Source organism: Stenotrophomonas sp. yr243, assembly GCF_900184195.1.
Classification (GTDB): domain Bacteria; phylum Pseudomonadota; class Gammaproteobacteria; order Xanthomonadales; family Xanthomonadaceae; genus Stenotrophomonas; species Stenotrophomonas lactitubi.
In genome coordinates this window covers 633,550-654,706 of the sequence record NZ_FXWT01000002.1, presented here as the reverse complement: position 1 = coordinate 654,706, position 21,157 = coordinate 633,550, and the positions used below count along the sequence as shown (strand labels likewise).

Genomic DNA, 21,157 nt, shown 5'->3' with positions numbered 1-21,157 from the left:
CCTTTTCTGTTTCGGGAGGCCGGCACCACCCTCAGCCCGATCGCTTACAGCGAACGGCTGACGGTGAAACTGCCGAACACCGGCGACTGGCGCTGGCCATCGAATTCGCGGGTGCTGTGGTAGCGCGCCATCGCGAACTTCCAGCGGCCGCGCATCACGGCGATGCCATAACCGCCCTGGGCAACCACATGACGCTTGTCCACGCTGTGGCTGTTGCGGAAGGTGTTGCCGTCCAGGGTGATGTCGCGGATCACCCACGCCGCATCAGTGGTGGCAAACAGGTGCCACGACCAGCCGGACGGCTTGCCACCCCGGGTCGGCGCCGTGTTCTCGCCCGCCGGGCGCAGCGGGGTGCTGCCGAAATCGTCCGGCAGCTTCCAGCCGAAGCGCACTTCGCCGCCGATGTTCGCCTTGGTTTCCAGGTTGCCGATCGAACCGCCGTAGTGGCTGATCGCATCCCAACCCCAGCCGTCGGCATTGATGCTGGCATCGCCCGGCCAGCGGCGCATGCGCTCGTGGGTCAGCATGAACACCGGTTCGTTGTGCAGCTGGTTGTCCCAGCCCTTGAACTTCTCATCGCCCAGCACGCTGTGCACGGCGTCCTGCACCTGCTTGCCCTGTGCCCACGGCCCGACCACGCCCAGCGACAGCTGGGTGGTCTGCAGGCGATCGCCACTGCGCGCGTTGAAGCCGAAACTGACCAGCAGCACGCCGGCATACGGCCGGTCATCCTCGATCAGGTCGCTGCGCGTCGGATCGGTAGGGGTGAAGATGCCCTGGGCCACGCTGAAGATCATGTTCTGCTGTTCGAACTTGCCCGGATGCAGCGCTTCCAGGTGGCTGTTCACCCAGCGCGCCAGGCGCGGCAGGCAGGGGTCATCGGTGTAGTCGACCAGGTTGGGCGAGACCAGGGTCAGCTGGGCGCCATTGGTATAGCCCTGGTCCTGGTGGCGGCCGCCGAACAGGTCGTTGTCGACGCGGAAATTGACCTGCGGCGGATGCTCGCGCATCGCGTCCGGGCCGCATTGTTCGGCCGCCTGGGCGGAAAGGGGGAGAGCGGTGGCCAGCAGGCCGGACAGCCCGAAGGCTGCGAGGTGACGCATGGATGGGATGATCATCGGGAAGGGGGCTTTTGTTTGTCGTTTTATGCAACGACACGTTACTCCCGGCGATGTGATGGAACGAGCGCGCTGGGATCACTTGTCTGTTCCGAAAACAACATTGTCTGATCGACACAATTGGTTACCGCAGGGGCAGCTGCGCGGATGGACGCGGGGGCCCTGAGACCCGGGTCCGGGCCTGAATGGATGTTCAGCTGCAACGCAGCGGCCCGCCTGCGGTGCCGCCGGCCTATATGAATACTCTTGGGTTTGTTGCCCTGCGGCCCGATAATGGGCGCATGGAAATCAAGTCCGACAATCCCGAACACGGCTTCCAGTTCCCCGGTCAGTTCGAGCTCAGCGCGATGGGCCCGGCCAACCGCGGCCTGGAGCATGAACTCCCCCGCCTGCTGCTGGCTGCTGGCGTTGACGTGGTGAACGAGCGCATCAGCTGGAAGCATTCGTCCAACGGCAAGTACGTCTCGGTGCGCCTGGTCTTCCGGGCCGAGAACCGTGAACAGTACGACGTGGCCCACCAGGCCCTGCGCGACCACCCGGAAGTGAAGTGGACGGTGTAGCCGTCAGCTGCCCTGCCGAAGTGGCGGCCCCCGAGGCGCGTCCGCCGCGCCCGGCGGTGGTCCGTGACCTGGGGCGCCAGCCCTACGAGCCGGTCTGGCACGCCATGCAGCGTTTCACCGACCAGCGCGACGACGACACGCTCGACGAGCTGTGGGTGGTCGAGCACGATCCGGTGTTCACCCTGGGCCAGGCCGGCAAGGTCGAACACGTGCTGGCGCCGGGCGAGATCCCGGTTGTCCACGTCGATCGCGGCGGCCAGGTGACCTACCACGGCCCCGGCCAGATCGTGATCTACCCGCTGCTGCGCCTGCCGCGGCTGGGTATCGGCGTGCGCGACTACGTGTGCCGCATCGAACAGGCCATCATCGACACGCTGGCCGAGTGGAACATCGGTGCCGAACGGCTCGACGGCGCCCCGGGCGTCTATGTCGGCGGCGCCAAGATCGCCGCGCTCGGCATCCGCGTGCGCCGCGGCTGCACCTTCCATGGCCTGGCCTTCAACGTGGCCATGGACCTTGACCCTTTCCACCGCATCAACCCCTGTGGTTACGAGGGGTTGCAGGTGACCACGGTGCTAGACTTGGGCGGTCCGTCCGGGATGGACGCCGTCAAGCCGGTGCTGCTGGACCACCTGGCCCGCCAGTTCGGCCTGCTGCTGCAGCCCGTGCCTGAACTGCCTGATCTCTCTGCGGCCGCCTGACCGCCCCCGGAAACGCCATGACTGAAACCACTGCCCGCACCATTCCCCTGCAGATCGTGCAGGCCGAGCTTCCGTCCACCGCGCCGTTGCAGGCCGGGGTCAAGCAGATGGGTGGGGACAAGATCAACCGCTCGCCGGTGCAGTTCGCCGACGTGCCGGTGCTGCGCAAGCCCTCCTGGATCCGCGTGCGCATTCCTTCGGGCAATGCCGTGCAGAACCTGAAAGCCAAGCTGCGCGAGAACCGTCTGGTGACCGTGTGCGAGGAAGCCAGCTGCCCGAACATCCACGAATGCTTCGGCCACGGCACCGCCACCTTCATGATCCTGGGTGAGGTCTGCACCCGTCGCTGCTCGTTCTGCGACGTGGCACACGGCCGGCCGAAGCCGCCCGATGCCAACGAGCCGGCCAGCCTCGGCCAGACCGTGGCCGACATGGGCCTGAAGTACGTGGTGGTGACCAGCGTCGACCGCGATGACCTGCGCGACGGCGGTGCCCAGCATTTCGTCGACTGCATCACCGCCATCCGCGAGAAGTCGCCGGGCACCCGCATCGAAGTGCTGACCCCGGACTTCCGCGGCAAGGGCCGCATGGAGCGCGCGCTGGAGATCCTTGCGCAGAATCCGCCGGACGTGTTCAACCACAACATCGAAACCGTGCCGGACCTGTACCGCAACGTGCGCCCGGGTGCCGATTACCAGTGGTCGCTGAACCTGCTGAAGAACTTCAAGGCGCAGCATCCTGACGTGCCGACCAAGTCGGGCATCATGCTGGGCCTGGGCGAAGACTTCGAACAGATCAAGGCCACCATGCGCGACCTGCGTGCGCACAACGTGGACATGATCACCATCGGCCAGTACCTGCAGCCGACCGCGCATCACCACCCGGTGCTGAAGTACTGGACGCCGGAAGACTACAAGGCGCTGGAAGTCTACGGTTACGAGCTGGGCTTCAGCCACGTGGCCTCCGGCCCGATGGTGCGCTCGTCGTACCACGCCGACGTGCAGGCCAAGGGCGCCGGCGTTTCCTGACACCCTGCTGGTGGGTGGGAGCTGCTTCTCCTGTGGGTGCGGACCGTTGGTCCGCACACCTCTGCCTGCCGTAGAGCCGAGCCCATGCTCGGCTGCTTGCTGGCGGCCAGCCGAGCATGGGCTCGGCTCTACATGCATTCACAATTTGCTACACCGGCCCCGCTAGGCTGGTTTTCCACCGAACGTGGGCGGGTGACAAACCCGGCAACTTTCGGCACTGTCGCGGTGTCTGAACACCCTGCAGTCTCCCCCTTGGCAAGGCGCCTTCGAGCACGTCAATGAAATTCAAAGCCCCCGCATTCCTGATGGCCCTGGCGCTGGTCGCGCCGCTGGCGCTGGCGGCCAAGGCCGACTCGCCGGCGTTGCCGGCTGCCGCCACCGCCGATCAGGTGACCACCTCCAAGCTGGTGTACGGCCTGTTGTCCGACAGCCGCTACGCCTACCGCCCGCGTGCGCTTGATGAAGCCACCTCCAAGGATGTGTTCAAGCGCTACCTGGAGACGCTGGACGGCGGCAAGCAGTACTTCACCCAGGCCGACATCACCCGCTTCGCACCGTTCCAGGCCGGCATTGCCAATGCCATCCGCGGCGGCGAACTGGAGCCGGCCTTCCAGGTGTTCGCGATCTACAAGCAGCGCGTCGGCGAGCGTGTGGCCTATGCGCGCAAGCTGCTGAAGCAGGAACCGGATTTCACCACCGATGAGCGCTTCGAGTACGACCGCAAGGAGGTGCCGTGGGCCGCTTCCAATGCCGAACTCGACGAGCTGTGGCGCAAGTCGGTGAAGAACGACTGGCTGCGCCTGAAGCTGGCCGGCAAGAAGTCCGATGACATCCGCAAGACGCTGGACAAGCGTTACGCCACCCTGGAAAAGTCGGTCAACGAGCTGAAGGGCGAAGACACCTTCCAGTTCTTCATGAACGCCTACACCAGCGCGGTTGATCCGCACACCGATTACTTCACCCCGCGTACCGCCGAGAACTTCAACCAGGCGATGTCGCTGTCGCTGGAAGGCATCGGTGCGCAGTTGCAGCGCCAGGACGATGTGGTGGTGATCCGCGAGATCATCGCCGGTGGTCCGGCTGCGGTGGACGGCACGCTGAAGCCGGGTGACCGCATCGTCGGTGTCGGCCAGGGCAAGTCCGGGCTGGTGGAAGATGTGATCGGCTGGCGCATTGATGATGTGGTGGCCAAGATCCGTGGCGCCAAGGACACCGACGTCAAGCTGGAATTCATTCCTGCCGAAGCCGGCGTCGACGGCAAGCATCACACCCTGGTGCTGACCCGGCAGAAGGTGCGCCTGGCCGAACAGGCCGCCAAGGGCGAGACCATGACCATCCCGGCCGCCAATGGCGAGCCGGCACGCAAGGTCGGTGTGATCAAGCTGCCGACCTTCTACCAGGACTTCGAAGGCCGTCGTCGCAACGCCGCCGACTACGCGTCGGCCACCCGCGACGTGGCCAAGCTGCTGGCTGGTTTCAAGACCGACAAGCTGGACGGCGTGGTGCTGGACCTGCGCAACAACGGTGGTGGTTCGCTGGATGAAGCGATCGAGCTGACCGGTCTGTTCATCGAACAGGGTCCGGTGGTGCAGGTGCGCGAATCCGGTGGCCGTGTCACCGTCAACAGCGACCGCAACCAAGGCGTGGCATGGGACGGCCCGCTGGCCGTGCTGATCAACCGTGGTTCGGCGTCGGCGTCGGAGATCTTCGCCGGTGCCATCCAGGACTACGGCCGCGGCCTGGTCATCGGTGAAACCAGCTTCGGCAAGGGCACTGTGCAGAACATCGTCGACCTGGACCGTTGGCCGAGTGGCGAAGCCCAGCGCTTTGGCCAGGTGAAGCTGACCATCGCCCAGTTCTTCCGCATCAGCGGCAGCAGCACCCAGCACAAGGGCGTGGTGCCGGACCTGGCGTTCCCGGCCAGCGTCGATGCCACCGAGTTCGGCGAGAGCACCTACGACAACGCGCTGCCGTGGACCCGCATCGCCGCAGTGCCGCACACCCAGTACGGCAACTTCGCGCCGCTGCTGCCGAAGCTGGAAACGCGCCACGACGCGCGTATCGCCACCGACAAGGAATTCCAGTGGTGGAACGAGGACGTGGAGCAGTTCCGTACCGAAGCGGCGAAGAAGTACGTCTCGCTGAATGAAGCAACCCGTCGTGCCGAACGCGAGCGCCAGGACACCCAGCGCAAGCAGCGCCAGATCGTGCGCAAGGAACTGGGCCTGGCCCTGGATCCGCTGGCCGATGACAGCAGCGATGACGGCCTGACCGGCAACGAGCGCGACATCGTCAAGGATGCCGCCCGCGAAAAGGCCGCCGAGAAGCGCCCGGACCCGCTGCTGCGTGAATCGGCCTCGATCCTGGCCGACGCGGTGAACCTGCTGGAGGCCGACCGTCCGCTGTCGGCGCAGGTGTTGCCGCAGTCCACCGCCGCAGGCCGCTGGGCCGACTGATTGACTGAAAGGGGGCGGAGCGGATTAAGTCGTTTGTGCCACCAACGACTTGATCCCTCCGTCCCCTTTCTGCATGAACCGGGAACAACGGTGGGGGCCGGGCCCGGTGTTTTCGACCCGGTGCACACGGGCAGGGGGCTACCCTCGGGGTTACCGTCTTCGCAGGAGTACCCATGCGGGCCTCCCTTCTTTCTGCTTCCCTGCTGGCCGCCACCAGTGCCCTGGCATTGACTGCGTGTGGTGGTCGCGCCGCCGACAGCACGGTGCTGCGCGAGTCTTTCGATTCGGGTGACACGTTCTCGCGCACCGTCGATGGCCGTCCGGCCGAAGCCTGTGAGGCGGCACGGCGCACGCTGCTCAGCCAGGGCTATGCCATCGCACGGTCGGACGACGCGCAGGTGGAGGGCAGCAAGAATTTCCAGCCGCGCGAGGATGACCACGAACAACTGGTGCTGCGTATCTCGTGTGCGCCGCGTGGCAGCCAGGCGCTGGTGTTCGTCAGCGCCGTGCAGGACCGCTATGCGCTGAAGAAGAGCCCGACCTCGGCCAGTGTCGGCGTGGGCGCGTTGGGCTCGGTGTCGCTGCCGTTCGGCAGCAATGACGACTCGCTGGTGAAAGTGGCCAGCAGCACGATCACCGATGCCGAGTTCTATCGGCGCTTCTTCCAGCGCCTGCAGCAGTACCTGCCGGCGGCAGCGAAAGCAGAGCCGCAACCGCAACCGGCCGCGCCGCCACCGCCCCCTGCCGGGCCTGAGCCCAAACCAGCGCCGGCAGCAACGGACCAGGGTTGAACGTGCACGGCAGGGTGATGGCATGGGCCCTGCTGCTGGGCTGGCCCCTCAGCGCGCTGGCCGCTACGGCCGAATGCACCCAGGGCCTGCTGCAGCGGCTGGGGTGGCGCTTCGACACCACCGCGGTCACCGCACCGCAGGTACACGGTGGGCCGGTCTGTACGCGAGCCTCGCTGGCCGAGGCGCAGGCAGCCGGTGATCTGCGCGTGCGTTGGCCGGGATCGCTGGCCGAGGCCGACCGGCAGGCCCTGTTGCAGCAGTTGTTGGATGACCCGGCCACGGTCTGTGCCTACGCCTTTGAACTGGGCGGTGCCGTGCAACGCGCTACGCAGGCACTGCAGGACAATGAATCCTTCCGCTTCACCGGTGTGCAGCTGGGCTGGATCGGCTTTGGCGCACGCGGCGCCCCGGCACAGGGTTGGCAGCGGGTGCGCAGCTTCGGCCGCGGCTATGTACCGGCCGCCAGCAACAGCCGCGCACTGGATGCGTTCTACACCGGCCGTGTTCGCGCCGAGTGCGGTGTCGGCCGTCAGGTCGCGCAGTTGGCCACGCAGCGCGAGCTGTACGGCGATGCGGCCTTCGATGCGGAATTCACTGCGGACGAACTGTCCATCGGCACCTTCCTTGGCCTGCACGACACCGACAGCATCCTGCTGGGCGCGCAGGCCGGCCAGTTCCTGGCCGACGGCAAGGCCGTGCGCACCTCGGCGATGGGGCGGCAGGCATTCGTCGGACTGCCGGGCTTCATCGAACACGTATTCGGCAAAGGCACGCTGGACGATCTCAGCAACCAGGCGGAGAACTTCGTCGTGGTGGAGGTGGGCGAGGGTGCCGCGCAGGCGCTGGCCATGCACGGCGGCCTGGCCTGGTACGACCAGCGCAATCGTGCCCTGTGGCAGTTGGCACAGGGCATTCCGCGTGTGGGTCAACGCTATTTCGAGCGGCTGCTGTACGAGCGCGATCCGGCGCTGCGCGAGCAGCTGGCCCCGCGCTATCGTGACGTCGTGCAGCAGATGGACCAGTTGCTGGACGATGCGTTCTACCAGCAGTTCGTGATCTACGCGCACCCACGCGGTATACGTCCTGTCGGTTATCACGTCATCCGCCTGCTCGACCGGAATCCGCGTACGCCGTTTTCCATCGACTTGGCGTTGCACAATCTGCATACCACGCTCTACCGGCGTTGGCGCGAGGCGCAGTTGCGCCACTGCGCAGCCACCGGCAGGCCAGGCAGCCTGACCCTAGACCCCAACTGAAGGTGAAACAATGGATATTGCAATGATCGGCCTCGGCCGCATGGGCGCCAACATGGCCCAGCGCCTGCACCGCGGTGGCCACCGCGTGGTCGGCTACGACCCGGGCGAGGGCGCCCGCCAGCGCGCCGCCGAGGCCGGCCTGGAGGTGGTGGATTCGCTGGCCGCCGCAGTGGCGGCGCTGCCGGTGCCGCGCGTGGTGTGGCTGATGGTGCCGGCTGGCGAGACCGTGGACCAGACGCTGGGCCAGTTGACCCCGCACCTGGCCGAAGGAGACGTCGTCATCGACGGTGGCAACTCCAACTACCAGGACTCGATCCGTCGCGCCAAGGCGCTCGCCGAAGATGACCTGGGCTACGTGGACTGTGGCACCAGTGGCGGCGTGTGGGGCCTGCAGGAAGGCTACAGCCTGATGGTGGGTGGCGATGCCGCGGTGGTCGAACAGATCGCACCGCTGCTGCGCACGCTGGCACCGGCGGAAGACCGCGGCTGGGCGCGCGTCGGCCCGTCCGGCGCAGGCCACTTCACCAAGATGGTTCACAACGGCATCGAGTACGGAATGATGCAGGCCTACGCCGAAGGCTTCGCGTTGATGGAGCGCAAGCAGGAGATGGAACTGGACCTGGCCCAGGTGGCCGAAGTCTGGCGCCACGGTAGTGTGGTGCGTTCGTGGCTGCTGGACCTGAGCACCGAAGCCCTCAAGCGCAACCCCTCGCTGGATGGCATCGCACCGTACGTGGAGGATTCCGGCGAAGGCCGCTGGACCGTCGCCGAAGCGATTGCGCTGGACGTGTCGGCACCGGTGATCACTCTGTCGCTGCTCGAACGCCTGCGTTCGCGTGAGTCGAACTCGTTCACCGACCGCCTGCTGTCGGCGATGCGCAACGAATTCGGCGGCCACGCCATCAAGAAGTCGTAAGCACCGGTTTGACGTACATCCACGCATGGCGTGGATGTACGTGTCGACCAAGGTCGACACCCACCAAGAGCAGGCAATGCCGTGTCGACCAAGGTCGACACCCACCAACAGCCGCGTGAACCTGTCGAAGGCGGGGTGGGTCCGGTTGCGGGGGTGTCCGCGGCATGGATGCCGCGGCCAAGCCCCCAGGGATGGGTTCACGGCGTCCCCCGCAACCGGACCTACCCCGCCATCCCACGGAATGCCCGCTTTTGACGTTGACGTTGACGTTGATTCGGCAAGTGCAGGGCGCAGCCCTGCCGATCACCCCAACCGCACCCGTCGCCCTTCGCGCGCGCTGTCCATCCCCGCCTGCAGCAACCGCATCACCCGCAGCGCCTGCTGCGCGCTGACCGTCGGCTCACCCTCGCCCTGCATCGCCGCTGCGAAGTCGGCATACAGGCGCCGGTAGTCACCCGGCAGGTTGTCCACGGTGCTGCGCTGCACGTTGTCCTCCGCATCGCAGTGCAGCAGTTCGCCGTGGTGCGGATCGATGCCCCATCCTGGCGCGCCTGGCGCAACGCCGCGACGCAGCTGCGCCTCCTGCACGTCCAGGCCATGCTTGATCCAGCTGGCCCGCGTGCCATGCACGGCGAAACGAGGGGCAGGCGCCGCGACCAGTGAACCGGCATGCATGATCGCGCGATGGCGCGGGTAATGCAGTACCGCGTGGAAATAGTCGACGCCGCTGCCGCCTTCGCGCTGCACGGCAAGGTCCGCATCGATCGCCTGCGGACAGCCGAACAGCACCAGCATCTGGTCCAGCAGGTGCGGCCCCAGGTCGTACCACAGGCCGCTGCCCGGCCCATCCTGCTCGCGCCAGCGTTCGCGCACCTGCGGGCGGTAGCGGTCGAAATGGGCGTGGCATTCGGCGATGTCACCCAGCGTGCCCTCGGCAAGCAGTGCCTGCAGGGTCAGGAAATCCGCATCGAAGCGCCGGTTCTGGAACACGGTGGCAATGCGTCCGGCACTGCGCGCTGCAGCCAGCACCTGCTCGGCTTCGTCCACGTTCACCGCGAACGGTTTGTCCACCAGCACATGCTTGCCGGCGGCCAGCGCGGCGATGGCCAACGGCGCGTGCTGTTCGTTCGGGGTGGCGATGACCACCGCGTCCACCGCGGGGTCATCGAAGACCTCCTGCGCGGTAGCGCGTATGTGTACGTCACTGAAGGTGCGCAGCAACGTATCGCGCTGCGAACTGACGACGCTGTGCAGGGCCAACCCCGGCGTGTGCTGGATCAGCGGGGCGTGGAAGACGCGGCCGGCCAGGCCGTAGCCGATCAAGGCCAGTTGCAGCTCGGGGCGCATGGGGAGACTCCGCGCGGATCGGAAAGTGCAGGACAGGAACCTCAGGGTAAACGAGATGACTACGCGCCCGGAAGCTGAACCATTCCCGCTGCAGATGTGCCCATTCACGTGAGCATGACCGCAGCGCCACGCCTGCACTACAAGCAGTTGGCGACACTGGGCGCACCAACCAGTAGGAGAACCACACGATGAGCACCACGACCCGTACGCTGTTGGCTTCCGCCCTCACCCTGGGCCTGGCGCTGTCCTCCTCGGCCGCATTCGCCCAGGACGCCACAGCGAAGAGCCCGCCGAAAACCGATCATTCGGCGATGACCCATGCCGACCGCCATGATTCCAACGAGCCGGTCACCGACAGCTGGATCACCACCAAGGTCAAGGCCGATCTGCTCGCCAGCAGCAATGTGCCGGGTACCGAAGTGAAGGTGGAAACGGTCAATGGCGTGGTCAGCCTGAGCGGCACCGTCGCCACCAAGGCCGAGCATGACAAGGCCATCGCCACCGCCAAGGGCATCAAGGGCGTGACCCGCGTTGATGCCGCCGCGCTGAAGGTCAGTGCCGCCAAGCGTTGATCGACACCGCAGGTTGCCAGCAGGGGCGCTCCCACGGGGGCGCCCCTGTTTTGTAGCGTCGGGCCTGCTCGACGCGTGCGGGTGGGCGGCCCGCCTGATGGACCGATTACCCCAGAGATGTGACCGGCTGCGCTATATTGCCGGTTCCGCTGCGGCCGATCCTGTCCGGATCGCACTCCCGCAGTTGAGCTGACGAGGAACTATGGCGCTGGTTTTCAGTGATGACATCTGGGATCGCTGGCGACTGCCTGCTCTGGCATTGGCAGCGGCAGCCATCATCGTGGTCCCGTGGTTGACCCTGCGCAAACTGCAGCAGGACAACGAGCAGGCCATGGCCTGGGTGACCCATACCCAGCAGGTGACCGTGGCCCTGCAGCAGCTGCAGACCGACGTGCGTGACATCGAATCGGCTGCGTTGACGCTGTCCAAGGGCGTGGATGCACCCGGCCTGCGCGAGCGCATGGCCAAAGCCAACGATATCCCCGAGCGGCTGGCCGAACTGGGCCGGATGACCCGCGACAATCCCGACCAGCTGATCCGCATCGGCCGCATCCAGTCGATGCTGGAAGGACGTATGGGGGTTGCGCGTGAGCTGGCCAGGTCCGAGCCGAACAGCGACCAGCGCGAGCTGGTGCAGGACCTGAGCACGCGCTACCCGATCCGCGGCCTGGTGGAAGAGCTGCAGGCCAGCGAAGAAGCGCTGCTGGCCCAGCGCGCCGCGCAGGCGGAGCGCCAGAAGCGGCAGACCAACTTCGTCTCGTGGAGCTCGCTGGTGGTGCAGCTGGCGCTGCTCGGCCTGGTGCTGTGGCTGCTGCAACGACAGATCGGCCGCCGCCTGCAGGCTGAACGGCAGTCGCAGCGTGCGGCTGCGCGCGCGGCGTCGGTGCTGCAGACCGTGCGCGAACCGATCGTGCTGTTGGATCGCGAGCTGCGCGTGCAGCTGCACAATCCCGCGTTCTCCGAGTTGTACGGGCTGCAGGATGAGCGTGCCGATGGCCTGCTGCTGGAAAACGTAGGCGAAGGCGCATGGCGTGACCCCGTGGTTCGCCAGCGTCTGGCCGATGTGTTGCTGCGCGGCCGCGAACTGTGGGATTTCGAACACGAACAACGCGGCGCCGACGGCATGTCCCGTTACATGCTGCTCAACGCGCGGCGCATGCCGCTGCCTGACACCGACGATGAAGTGGTGCTGCTGACCGTCAGCGACGTGACCGTGCAGCGCGCGGTGCAGACACGCGTTGAAGAATTGAACCGGCAGCTGGAAGGCAAGGTTGCCCAGGTCTCGGAGGTCAACCGCGAGCTGGAAGCGTTCAGCTACTCGGTGTCGCACGACCTGCGTGCGCCGCTGCGCCATGTCGCCGGTTTCTCGGACAAATTGTCGCGCCATCTGGGCGACGCCGCCGACGAGAAGAGCCAGCACTATCTGGGGGTGATCTCCGGTTCAGCGCGGCGCATGGCCACGTTGATTGATGACCTGCTGGTCTATTCGCGCCTGGGCCGCGCAGCGATGCGCCAACAGACCGTGGACATGCAGTCGCTGGTGGCCGATACGCGCGCGATGCTCGACGCGAACGTGCAGAGCGAGGCCGAGAGCAGTGGCCATGCCCATCAGGTGGAGTGGAGCATCGCGCCGCTGCCGATCGTGGTGGGCGATGAAAACATGCTGCGCCAGGTCTGGCTGAACCTGCTGGGCAACGCGGTCAAGTATTCGGCCAACCGCGAGCCGGCGAAGGTCCGCGTGGACTACCAGCAGCAGCCCGATGGCGGTCATCAGTTCACGGTCAGCGACAATGGTGCAGGCTTTGACATGGCCTACGCCGGCAAGTTGTTCGGCGTTTTCCAGCGCCTGCACAAGGCCAGCGACTATCCCGGCACCGGTATCGGCCTGGCCAGCGTACGCAGGGTGCTGACCCGCCATGGCGGCCGCATCTGGGCCGAAGCCGCACCGGATGCCGGCGCCACCTTCCACTTCTATCTTCCCCCCGTGCTCGACGCGGACAAACAGGGCCCCATCGCATGACGACGCTGCGCACCATCCTCCTTGCCGAAGACAGCCCGGCCGACGCTGAAATGGCGATCGATGCGCTGCAGGAAGCACGCCTGGCCAATCCCATCGTGCACGTCGAAGACGGCGTGGAAGTGATGGACTACCTGCTGCGCCGTGGCGCCTTCGCCAGCCGCGAAGAAGGCCTGCCGGCGGTGCTGCTGCTGGACATCAAGATGCCGCGCATGGATGGCCTGGAAGTGCTGCGGCAGATCCGCGAACACGACGAGCTGAAGCGGTTGCCGGTGGTGATCCTGTCTTCCTCACGCGAGGAAAGCGACCTGGCCCGCAGCTGGGACATGGGCGTGAACGCATACGTGGTCAAGCCGGTGGACGTGGACCAGTTCTTCGGCGCAGTGCAGACCCTGGGCAAGTTCTGGGCACTGATCAACCAGGCTCCGGAGATCGAGTAAGCCCATGCCCCTGACCGGTCCCGCACTCGGCGCATTGCGCATCCTGCTGGTGGAAGATTCCCCCGAGGATGCCGAGCTGATGTCTGAACAGATGCTCGATGCAGGCCTTGAGGCCACGTTCGAGCGTGTCGAGAGTGCGGACGACCTGCGCCATGCGCTGGCGCGCTTCCAGCCGGACATCGTGCTGTCCGACCTGAGCATGCCTGGCTTCTCCGGCGACGACGCGCTGCGCATCGTGCGCGATGCGTTGCCGGAGGTGCCCTTCATCTTCGTCTCCGGCACCATGGGCGAAGAGAATGCGGTGGCGGCCCTGCAGAAGGGCGCCAACGATTACATCATCAAGCACCAGCCGGCGCGCCTGCCGTCCGCCGTGGCGCGCGCGGTGCGTGAGGCACGCAGCGCCATCGAGCGCTCGCGGGTGGAAACCGAGCTGATGCGCGCGCAACGGCTGGAAAGCCTGTCGTTGCTGGCCGCAGGCCTCAGCCACGATCTGCGCAACATCCTGCAGCCGTTGCTGATCATGCCGGACCTGCTGAAAGCGCGTACCGAAGATCCGCAACTGCACCACCTGGCCGACGTGATCGCCGAGTGCGGTCGCCGTGGCCATGAGATGGCCGAATCGATGCTGTCGTTCGTGCGCGGGTCGCGCAAGGCCAGCGAGCGCATCCACATCGATGACCTGTTCCAGGCCGTGGCGCTGCTGTTGCGCAGCAACGTGCCCGATGGCGTCCGCCTGGACCTTGTGGTCGAGGATGAGGGGCTGGTGGTCGATGCCAACTACACCGAGCTGCAGCAGGTACTGTTGAACCTGGCGCTCAACGCGATCCAGGCGATGCCCAATGGCGGCAACCTGAGTCTGACCGCCAGCCATGGTGGCCAGCGCGATGGCGAGGACTGGCTGCGCATCGCGGTGGTCGATGAAGGCACCGGCATGGATGCGGACACGATGTCGCATCTGTTCAATCCGTTCTTCACCACCAAGGCCGATGGCACCGGGCTGGGCCTGATTTCCTGCAAGCGCATCGTTGAAGGCGCCGGTGGCAGCATCCACGTCAACAGCCAGCTGGGGCAGGGCACCTGCTTCGAGCTGCGTCTGCCGATGCATGCCAGCGCAGAAGGCGGCGAGCCGATCGAACAACTGGTGGCGCTGGGCAGTGGCCAGTCGATCCTGGTGGTCGATGGTGAAGCCACCCGCCTGTCGCTGCTGGGCAATGCGCTGTCCAGCCAGGGCTATCAGTTGCAGCTGGCCTCCGATGGCCCGGCGGCGCTGCGCTGGATGCAGCAGGAGGCGATGCCGGCGCTGGTGATTGCCGATGCCGGCTCCAAGCTTTTGTCGGCCAGCCAGCTGCTGGGCGAGATGGCTACGCTCGGCTATCGTGGCCCGGCGCTGGTGTTGGAAGAGGCTGCCGGGGAAATGCCGGCAGATGTGTTCCCCGCCGGCATCGAGGTGCATCTGCTGCGCAAGCCGCTGCAGATGCAGCAGGTGTTCCGCGCGGTGGCCGACGCACTGGGCTGACGTCGAGGGAACGCTGTAGAGCCGAGCCCATGCTCGGCTGCTGTCTGCATCGGCTGCGTCAGCCGAGCATGGGCTCGGCTCTACAGGTGCGCAGCGGCGGCGTTTCAGCCCGGGCGATCCGTCGTTTCCCACGGAAACCGTGGCAGGCTTTCCACCGCCTGTTCCAGCCGCCGCGACCAGTTCTGATGGATGTCGGCGTACAGCGCTGAATCGGCGCCCAGCCGCAGCTGCTGGCTGATCCGCAGTTCGCCGGCGCGCAGTAGCGCCAAGTCGACCGGCAGGCCCACCGACAGATTGGACCGGATGGTCGAATCGAGCGAAACGATCGCCGTGCGTGCGGCATCTTCCAGATGCGTGGATGGGGTCAGGATGCGATCCAGGATCGGCTTGCCGTACTTGGATTCACCGATCTGCAGATAGGGCGTTTCCGGCGAGGCGGCGATGGCGTTGCCCAGCGGGTAGACCATGTACAGGCCGGGCTGTTCGCCGGCAATCTGTCCGCCGAAGATCAGCGTCGCCTGGGTGTTCACCCCGTCATGGCCGTGTTCGGTGTGCTGGTTCTGCACCTGGCTGTCCACCAGCAGGGAGCCGACGTAGGCCGCAGCCTCGAACAGATGGGCCATGTCGCGCAGGTTCGGCGTGCGCCGCTCGTCGGCATCGCGCTTCAGCCGCGACACCAGCAACTGGGTCGTGGCCAGGTTGCCTGCGGCCATCACCACATAAGCGGCCTGGCCGGGGTATTCGAACACGTGCAGTTTGCGGTGCACGCGGACATCGTCCAGCGCGGCATTGGTGCGGGTGTCGGCGGCGAAGACCAGGCCCTCGTCCACCTCGATTCCAACGCAATAGGTCATGTCGGTGCCCTATCATATGCGTCCCGGATTGTAGGTAGGCCGTTGTGACGATGGCATGCCCGCGCTCCACCTGATTGCCGTCACCGGAACCGCATGACCACCGTGCTCCTGAGCCTGGGCAGCAACGTCCACCCCCGCCGCTACCTCCACGCTGCGGTGGCGGCCCTGCGCGAGCGCTTTGGTGCGCTGCAGGTGTCCGCCGCCTACCGCACCGCTGCCGTCGGGTTCGACGGTCCGGCCTTCCTCAACAACGGCGTTGCCATCGAGACCGACCTGCCGCTGCAGGAGTTGGATGACTGGCTGCATGCGCTGGAAGATGCGCACGGTCGTGACCGCAGCGGCCCGCGTTTCTCCGACCGGACCCTGGACGTCGATGTGGTGTTCTATGGCGACCTGGTGGTGGAAGGCCCCGGCCATCTGCGCATTCCGCGCCCGGAACTGAAGCATGCGTTCGTACTGAAGCCGCTGGCTGATATCGCCCCGGGCTTCATCGATCCGGTCAGCGGCCTGGACCTGGCCACGCTGTGGCGCGCGCACAAGCAGCATGGCGAAGCGTTCGAGACGGTCGAGCTGGACCCCGACGCGCTGGATTGACCCGACGCAGCCACGCATGGGGTGGCTCTACAGTAGAGCCACCCCATGGGTGGCTGAACGATCAACTCACCGTACGCCCACCATCCACACGCAGGGTGTGACCGGTGACGAAGCTGGCCTCGGCCGCGAGCCAGTACACCGCTTCGGCGATTTCCTCGACCGTGCCGATCCGCGCCAGCGGCGTGCGCGCCAGCAGCGCCTCGCGGGCGAAATCGTCCTTGCCCTGTTCCGGCCACAGGATCGCACCGGGCGCCACCGCATTCACCCGCACCTTCGGCGCCAGTTCCAGCGCCAGCGAGCGGGTCGCCATTTCCAGCGCCGCCTTGGCCATCGTGTAGGCGATGTGGTCGCGCATCGGGTCGGTGCCGTGCAGGTCGGTCAGGTTGACGATGCAGCCGTGCTGGCGACGCAGGTACGGCGCGGCGGCCTGGGCCAGCAGCAGCGGTGCGCGCGCGTTGACCGCATACAGCTCGTCCATCGCCTCGGCGGTGACCTGGCCGAGCGGGGTGGGGAAGAAGTTGGAGGCGTTGTTGACCAGCGCATCGAGGCGGCCGAAGTGGGTCACCGCCTGCTCGACCAGATCGGCCAGGGCGTCGGCGTCGCGCAGGTCGGCCTGCAACGCCAGCACGCTGCCGGGGCGCTCGTTGTCCAGGTTGAAGGCGGCCTGCTGCAGTTCGGCGCTGGAGGTATTGGCGTGCAGCACCACCGACCAGCCACAGGCGTGGAACTGGCGGGCGATGGCCGCGCCGATCCGGCGTGCGCTGCCGGTGATCAGGGCCACGGGGGCGGTGTCACTCATCGAGGGTCCTCCAAGGCTCGGCTATCCTGTGCACCATTGTCACCGCATTCGAAGACGCCATGCAGCCTACCTTCCCCCTGCCCGAAGCCGATGCCCTGGCCCACAGCGATCAACTGGCCGCCGCCCTGCGCGCCGAGATCCTCGCACAGGGCGGGGCGATGCCGTTCTCCCGCTTCATGGAGCTGTGCCTGTACACGCCGGGCTGGGGTTACTACAGCGCCGGTGCCAGCAAATTCGGCGGTAGCGGCGATTTCACCACCGCCCCCGAGCTGGGCAGCCTGTTCGCCGGCAGCGTTGCCAATGCGCTGGCGCCGGTGTTAGGACAGCTCGATGCGCAGGCACGGATGCTGGAACTGGGCGGCGGCACCGGTGCCTTCGCCGAGGCGGTGCTGCTGCGACTGGCCGAGCTGGACGCGCTGCCGGCCCGCTACGCGATCCTCGAGCCCAGCGCGGACCTGCGCCAGCGCCAGCACGAGCGCCTGCAGCAGAACCTGCCGCCTGAGCTGGCCAGCCGGGTGGAGTGGCTTGATCGCCCGTTCGAGGACGACTGGGACGGCGTGGTGTTCGCCAACGAGGTGATCGATGCGCTGCCGACACCGCGCTTCCTCATCAAGGACGGCGAGGTGTATGAGGAAACCGTCGAACTGGACGGGCAGGGCAATTTCATCCGTGGCGCGCAGCCGGCCGACGTCCTGCTCAACGGCGCGGTGCGCCACCTCGAACGCTACCTGGAAAAGCCCTTTGCCGATGGCTACCGTTCCGAGGTGCTGCCGCAGCTGCCGTACTGGCTGCAGGCGGTGGCCGGTGGCCTGCGCCGCGGCGCGATGCTGTTCGTGGATTACGGCTACAACCGGGGCGAGTTCTACCAGGAAGAGCGCGATGACGGCACCGTGCGCGCGTTCTACCGCCATCACGTGCACAACGAGATCCATCGCTGGCCCGGCCTGCAGGACATCACCGCATCGGTCGATTTCACCGCCATGGCCGAGGCCGGCCTGCACGGCGGTTTTGAACTGGCCGGTTACTGCAGCCAGGCCAGTTTCCTGCTCGGCAACGGCCTGGACCAGGTACTGACCCTGGCCGAGGAGCGCACCGATGAAGTGGGCCGCATCCAGCTGCGCGACCAGGTGAAGAAGCTGACCCTGCCAACGGAGATGGGCGAGCGTTTCCAGGCCATTGGCCTGCAGCGCGACGTCGATTTCGAACCGGCCTTCGAACTGGGCGACCTGAGCTGGCGCCTGTGAGTGCAGCGTTGCCGGTGATCAAGCCGCTGCGGCGGCCACGCCTGTGGAGCGCGTTGTGGGTGTTGGCGGTGCTGACGGTGATCGTGGCCTGCCTGATTCCGCCGCCGCCGATCCCGCTGCCGGAAAACAGCGACAAGGGCGAGCATTTTCTGGCCTATTTCATCCTGGCCGGCAGCGCGGTGCAGTTGTTCCGACGTGGCCGCCCACTGCTGTGGGTGGCGGCTGGACTGGTGCTGATGGGCGTCGGCATCGAGTTCGCGCAGGGCGCGTTGACCAGCAACCGCATGGCCGATCCGATGGATGCGGTGGCCAACACCATCGGCGTGTTGGCGGGGATGGCCACCGCATTGACCCCGCTGCGCGACATCCTGCTGCGCTGGCGGGGGTAACGTTCCTGTAGAGCCGAGCCCATGCTCGGCTTGCCGATTGAAGAGCAGCCGAGCATGGGCTCGGCTCTACAGTAGATCCACGCCATGCGTGGATCCCGCCGTAAAGCGCCAACCAAGGTTGGCAGCTACCGGAGCGTCACCTCATCCAGCACCCACATCGCCGGGCGCGTGTCGCCGGTGAAGTTGATGCACAGATCACCCGTACCCGAGGTGCCCTTCGGCAGCGCTGCCCGCAGGGTGACGAAGCCATCGGCATCGGTCTTCGCCGGCAGCGGCACCTGTGCCAGTACCTTGCCCGTGCAGTCACCGCGGCGGATCAGCATTTCGCCGTGCGCGCTCCGGGCCTTCTCGAAGCGGCGCTTCGGCTCGTCGTGGGCCAGCTGGAAGTAGTACGGAATGCGGCCCGCACGCACTTCCACGCTGCCGATGCCATCGAGCTGTGCCTGCGGCCAACGCCAGCACGGCTGGAAGATGTCGACGGTGAACACCGTGCGCGCACCTTCGCGCGGACCATCGTCTTCCAGGCGCAGTACCAGGCCCTTCTCGCCCACGCAGCTGCGCAGTTCTTCGCTGTGCCGCGACAGCAGCGACTGCGCGGTGTACGACGTCACCGTCGGCTTCGCAGCCAGTGGTTGGCCCTGGTAGAACGCAGCCGCCTGCACCGTCGCGGGAAGCGTGGACGTCAACGGCTGCTGGTACAGCGGCGACTGCGCGGTCACCGGCTGACCGTCGCTGCTGTAGCGCACTTCATAGCCCAGCGGATTGGCCAGCGACACGGTCACCGTGTTCGCCGCGCGGTCATCGGTGTAGGCCACGCCTACTTCGAACGGCGTCTGTGCATACGCCAGGCCCCAGGCCCGATAGCGCTGCAGCTGCGAGGGCAGACGGGCCAGGAAGTCGCGGAAATCACGATGCTCCGGCGTGCTCCAGCCGGTCTCGGCCACGGCGGCCAGTCGCGGGAACAGGTTGTGCTGCAGACGTGCATAGGTGCGCGTGTGCTCGGTGAACATGTTCGCCTGCAGGCCGAGGATGTGACCGCGCTTGTCGGCGGCCAGTTCGGCCGGCACCGGTTCGTAGTTGTAGAGCTTGGCCAGGTTCACCTGCGTCGGCCGGCCTGGCGGCTCGTTCGGCGAGGCGGTCTGCAGGTAATCCAGGTACAGGTGGCTGACCGGCGACATCACCACATCGTGGCCCGCGCTTGCCGCAGCCAGCCCACCCTCGGTACCGCGCCAGGACATCACCGTGGCCTGCGGCGGCAGGCCGCCTTCAAGGATTTCGTCCCAGCCGATCAGGCGGCGGTCGTGTTCTTCCAGGAAGGTTTCCAGGCGCTTGATGATGTGGCTCTGCATGGCCATCTCATCCTTGATGCCGAGCGCGCGCATGCGCTGCTGCACCTGCTTTGAGGCCTCCCATTGGTCCTTCACTGCCTCGTCGCCACCCACGTGCACGTACTTGGCCGGGAACAGGGCGATGACTTCTTCCAGCACGTTTTCCAGGAAGGTGACGGTGCCATCCTCGACGTTGAACAGGTTCGGGAACACGCCCCATTCGCTCAACGGCTTCAGTGGCGTGTTGATCGTCCCCAGTTCCGGATAGGCAGCGATGGCAGCCGTGGCGTGGCCGGGGACATCGATCTCCGGAATCACCTGGATATGCAGCGCGGCCGCGTACGCGATCACTTCGCGGATCTGGTCCTGCGTATAGAAGCCGCAGTACGGATGTTCCTTGCCGCTGACCGGATCGATGCCGCCGTCACCGGCCGGCAGGCGGCAGCTGCCGATCGCGGTCAGCTTCGGGTAGCGCTTGATCTCCATGCGCCAGCCCTGGTCGTCGGTCAGGTGCCAATGGAACGTGTTGAGCTTGTGCGCGGCCATCGCATCGAGCACGCGCTTGATCTCGTCTAGGCTCTGGAAGTGTCGCGCCGAGTCGAGCATGAAGCCACGCCAGCTGAAACGCGGCGCATCCTGGATCTGCACGGCCGGCAGCACGCCGTTGCTGCCGCCGGTGGCGAGCTGGGCCAGGGTGGTGGCGCCGTAGAACAGGCCGGTCTCGTTGCCGGCCTGCACCAGCACGCCCTGCGCGGTGCTTTCCAGCGTGTAGCCCTCGCCACTGTCGCGGAAGGTCGGCACGATCTGGAAGCGGATGCTGCCGCCCTTGGCCGCCGTCTTGCCGTTGGCCACTGCCAGGCGCGGTCCACCACTGCGCGCCAGCAGATCGGCGAACTGTGCAGCGACACGCTGTGCGGCTTCGCCATCGGCCTGCAACACGGTGGCCGCGCCGACGGTGATGCCCGCACCGTTGCCGCGCTGCACGTTGGCCGGTGCGGGAATCAACATCAGGCTGCCGGCGCGCAGCTGCGGGCCGGGGCCGGTATCGAGTGCCGGAGCATCGGCGGCCAGTGCCGGCAGCACGGGCAGGGCGGCCAGCAGGCTGCCCAGCAGCAGAAGGCTGCGCATCCTGGCGCGGGTGGGCTTCGTCATCGGAAGGACTCCTTGGATCGGGTGCGATGTTCGCTATACATGAAAAACGCCGGGCCCGGAATGACCCAGGCCCGGCGTG

19 protein-coding genes are annotated in these 21,157 nt (G+C 66.6%); 14 read left to right on the top strand and 5 right to left on the bottom strand.

Annotation, left to right across the window (positions count from 1 at the left end; all coding sequences use genetic code 11):
• Nucleotides 1-44: 44 nt before the first annotated feature.
• Nucleotides 45-1,118, bottom strand: coding sequence for a lipid A deacylase LpxR family protein (locus QOL57_RS09645; RefSeq protein ID WP_089236932.1), 1,074 nt, complete (start codon nucleotides 1,116-1,118; stop codon nucleotides 45-47).
• Between the two features lie 281 nt (nucleotides 1,119-1,399).
• On the opposite strand from QOL57_RS09645, the gene QOL57_RS09640 reads away from it, so the two are divergent.
• The 7 genes from QOL57_RS09640 (at nucleotide 1,400) to gnd (ending at nucleotide 8,826) form a co-directional block, all read left to right on the top strand.
• Nucleotides 1,400-1,678 carry a YbeD family protein gene (locus QOL57_RS09640; protein ID WP_032975372.1) on the top strand — a complete coding sequence of 93 codons (279 nt, stop codon included), beginning with the start codon at nucleotides 1,400-1,402 and terminating at the stop codon, nucleotides 1,676-1,678.
• Between the two features lie 20 nt (nucleotides 1,679-1,698).
• Nucleotides 1,699-2,379, top strand: coding sequence for a lipoyl(octanoyl) transferase LipB (gene lipB / locus QOL57_RS09635; protein WP_229979891.1), 681 nt, complete (start codon nucleotides 1,699-1,701; stop codon nucleotides 2,377-2,379).
• A 17-nt stretch (nucleotides 2,380-2,396) separates the two neighbouring features.
• Nucleotides 2,397-3,407 (top strand): lipoyl synthase, encoded by a 1,011-nt coding sequence (lipA, locus tag QOL57_RS09630; protein WP_089236928.1) that lies wholly within the window; start codon nucleotides 2,397-2,399, stop codon nucleotides 3,405-3,407.
• Nucleotides 3,408-3,685: 278 nt separating this feature from the next.
• Entirely contained in the window at nucleotides 3,686-5,863 is a 2,178-nt protein-coding gene (locus QOL57_RS09625; RefSeq protein ID WP_089236926.1) for a carboxy terminal-processing peptidase, read from the top strand.
• 173 nt (nucleotides 5,864-6,036) lie between these two features.
• Nucleotides 6,037-6,654 (top strand): DUF2242 domain-containing protein, encoded by a 618-nt coding sequence (locus tag QOL57_RS09620; protein ID WP_089236924.1) that lies wholly within the window; start codon nucleotides 6,037-6,039, stop codon nucleotides 6,652-6,654.
• Between the two features lie 17 nt (nucleotides 6,655-6,671).
• Entirely contained in the window at nucleotides 6,672-7,910 is a 1,239-nt protein-coding gene (locus tag QOL57_RS09615) for a hypothetical protein (protein WP_089236922.1), read from the top strand.
• Between the two features lie 10 nt (nucleotides 7,911-7,920).
• Entirely contained in the window at nucleotides 7,921-8,826 is a 906-nt protein-coding gene (gnd, locus tag QOL57_RS09610; protein WP_089236920.1) for a phosphogluconate dehydrogenase (NAD(+)-dependent, decarboxylating), read from the top strand.
• Between the two features lie 303 nt (nucleotides 8,827-9,129).
• Here the strand turns inward: gnd and QOL57_RS09605 are convergent, their stop codons facing one another.
• Nucleotides 9,130-10,173, bottom strand: a complete 1,044-nt coding sequence (locus QOL57_RS09605) for an oxidoreductase (protein ID WP_089236916.1) — start codon at nucleotides 10,171-10,173, stop codon at nucleotides 9,130-9,132.
• A gap of 188 nt (nucleotides 10,174-10,361) precedes the next feature.
• Here QOL57_RS09605 and QOL57_RS09600 point away from each other — a divergent pair, with 188 nt between their 5' ends.
• The 4 genes from QOL57_RS09600 to QOL57_RS09585 all read left to right on the top strand — a co-directional run bounded on the left by QOL57_RS09600 (nucleotide 10,362) and on the right by QOL57_RS09585 (nucleotide 14,718).
• Nucleotides 10,362-10,745: a BON domain-containing protein gene (locus QOL57_RS09600; protein WP_089236914.1), complete on the top strand. Its 384-nt coding sequence runs from the start codon at nucleotides 10,362-10,364 to the stop codon at nucleotides 10,743-10,745.
• A gap of 202 nt (nucleotides 10,746-10,947) precedes the next feature.
• Entirely contained in the window at nucleotides 10,948-12,765 is a 1,818-nt protein-coding gene (locus QOL57_RS09595) for an ATP-binding protein (protein WP_089236912.1), read from the top strand.
• The gene (locus tag QOL57_RS09590; protein ID WP_025878695.1) at nucleotides 12,762-13,202 is read left to right on the top strand and encodes a response regulator; all 441 of its coding nucleotides are present in this window, start codon (nucleotides 12,762-12,764) and stop codon (nucleotides 13,200-13,202) included. The genes QOL57_RS09595 and QOL57_RS09590 overlap by 4 nt, the downstream gene beginning before the upstream one ends.
• A 4-nt stretch (nucleotides 13,203-13,206) precedes the next feature.
• Nucleotides 13,207-14,718: a hybrid sensor histidine kinase/response regulator gene (locus QOL57_RS09585; RefSeq protein ID WP_089236910.1), complete on the top strand. Its 1,512-nt coding sequence runs from the start codon at nucleotides 13,207-13,209 to the stop codon at nucleotides 14,716-14,718.
• A gap of 104 nt (nucleotides 14,719-14,822) precedes the next feature.
• Here the strand turns inward: QOL57_RS09585 and QOL57_RS09580 are convergent, their stop codons facing one another.
• Complete coding sequence (locus QOL57_RS09580; RefSeq protein WP_089236908.1) at nucleotides 14,823-15,572, bottom strand: 20S proteasome subunit A/B; 750 nt, start codon at nucleotides 15,570-15,572, stop codon at nucleotides 14,823-14,825.
• A gap of 93 nt (nucleotides 15,573-15,665) precedes the next feature.
• On the opposite strand from QOL57_RS09580, the gene folK reads away from it, so the two are divergent.
• Nucleotides 15,666-16,166, top strand: coding sequence for a 2-amino-4-hydroxy-6-hydroxymethyldihydropteridine diphosphokinase (folK, locus tag QOL57_RS09575; protein WP_089236906.1), 501 nt, complete (start codon nucleotides 15,666-15,668; stop codon nucleotides 16,164-16,166).
• A gap of 61 nt (nucleotides 16,167-16,227) precedes the next feature.
• Here folK and QOL57_RS09570 read toward each other — a convergent pair whose 3' ends face one another.
• On the bottom strand, nucleotides 16,228-16,965 hold the full coding sequence (locus QOL57_RS09570) for a pteridine reductase (protein ID WP_089236904.1): 738 nt from the start codon (nucleotides 16,963-16,965) through the stop codon (nucleotides 16,228-16,230).
• A gap of 59 nt (nucleotides 16,966-17,024) precedes the next feature.
• Here QOL57_RS09570 and QOL57_RS09565 point away from each other — a divergent pair, with 59 nt between their 5' ends.
• Together QOL57_RS09565 and QOL57_RS09560 are read left to right on the top strand one after the other, a co-directional pair.
• Nucleotides 17,025-18,209, top strand: coding sequence for an SAM-dependent methyltransferase (locus tag QOL57_RS09565; protein WP_089236902.1), 1,185 nt, complete (start codon nucleotides 17,025-17,027; stop codon nucleotides 18,207-18,209).
• Nucleotides 18,206-18,598, top strand: coding sequence for a hypothetical protein (locus tag QOL57_RS09560; protein ID WP_089236900.1), 393 nt, complete (start codon nucleotides 18,206-18,208; stop codon nucleotides 18,596-18,598). The genes QOL57_RS09565 and QOL57_RS09560 overlap by 4 nt, the downstream gene beginning before the upstream one ends.
• Nucleotides 18,599-18,723: 125 nt before the next feature.
• On the opposite strand, the gene QOL57_RS09555 is transcribed toward QOL57_RS09560, so the two are convergent.
• Nucleotides 18,724-21,078, bottom strand: coding sequence for a family 20 glycosylhydrolase (locus QOL57_RS09555; protein WP_089236898.1), 2,355 nt, complete (start codon nucleotides 21,076-21,078; stop codon nucleotides 18,724-18,726).
• Nucleotides 21,079-21,157 lie beyond the last annotated feature (79 nt).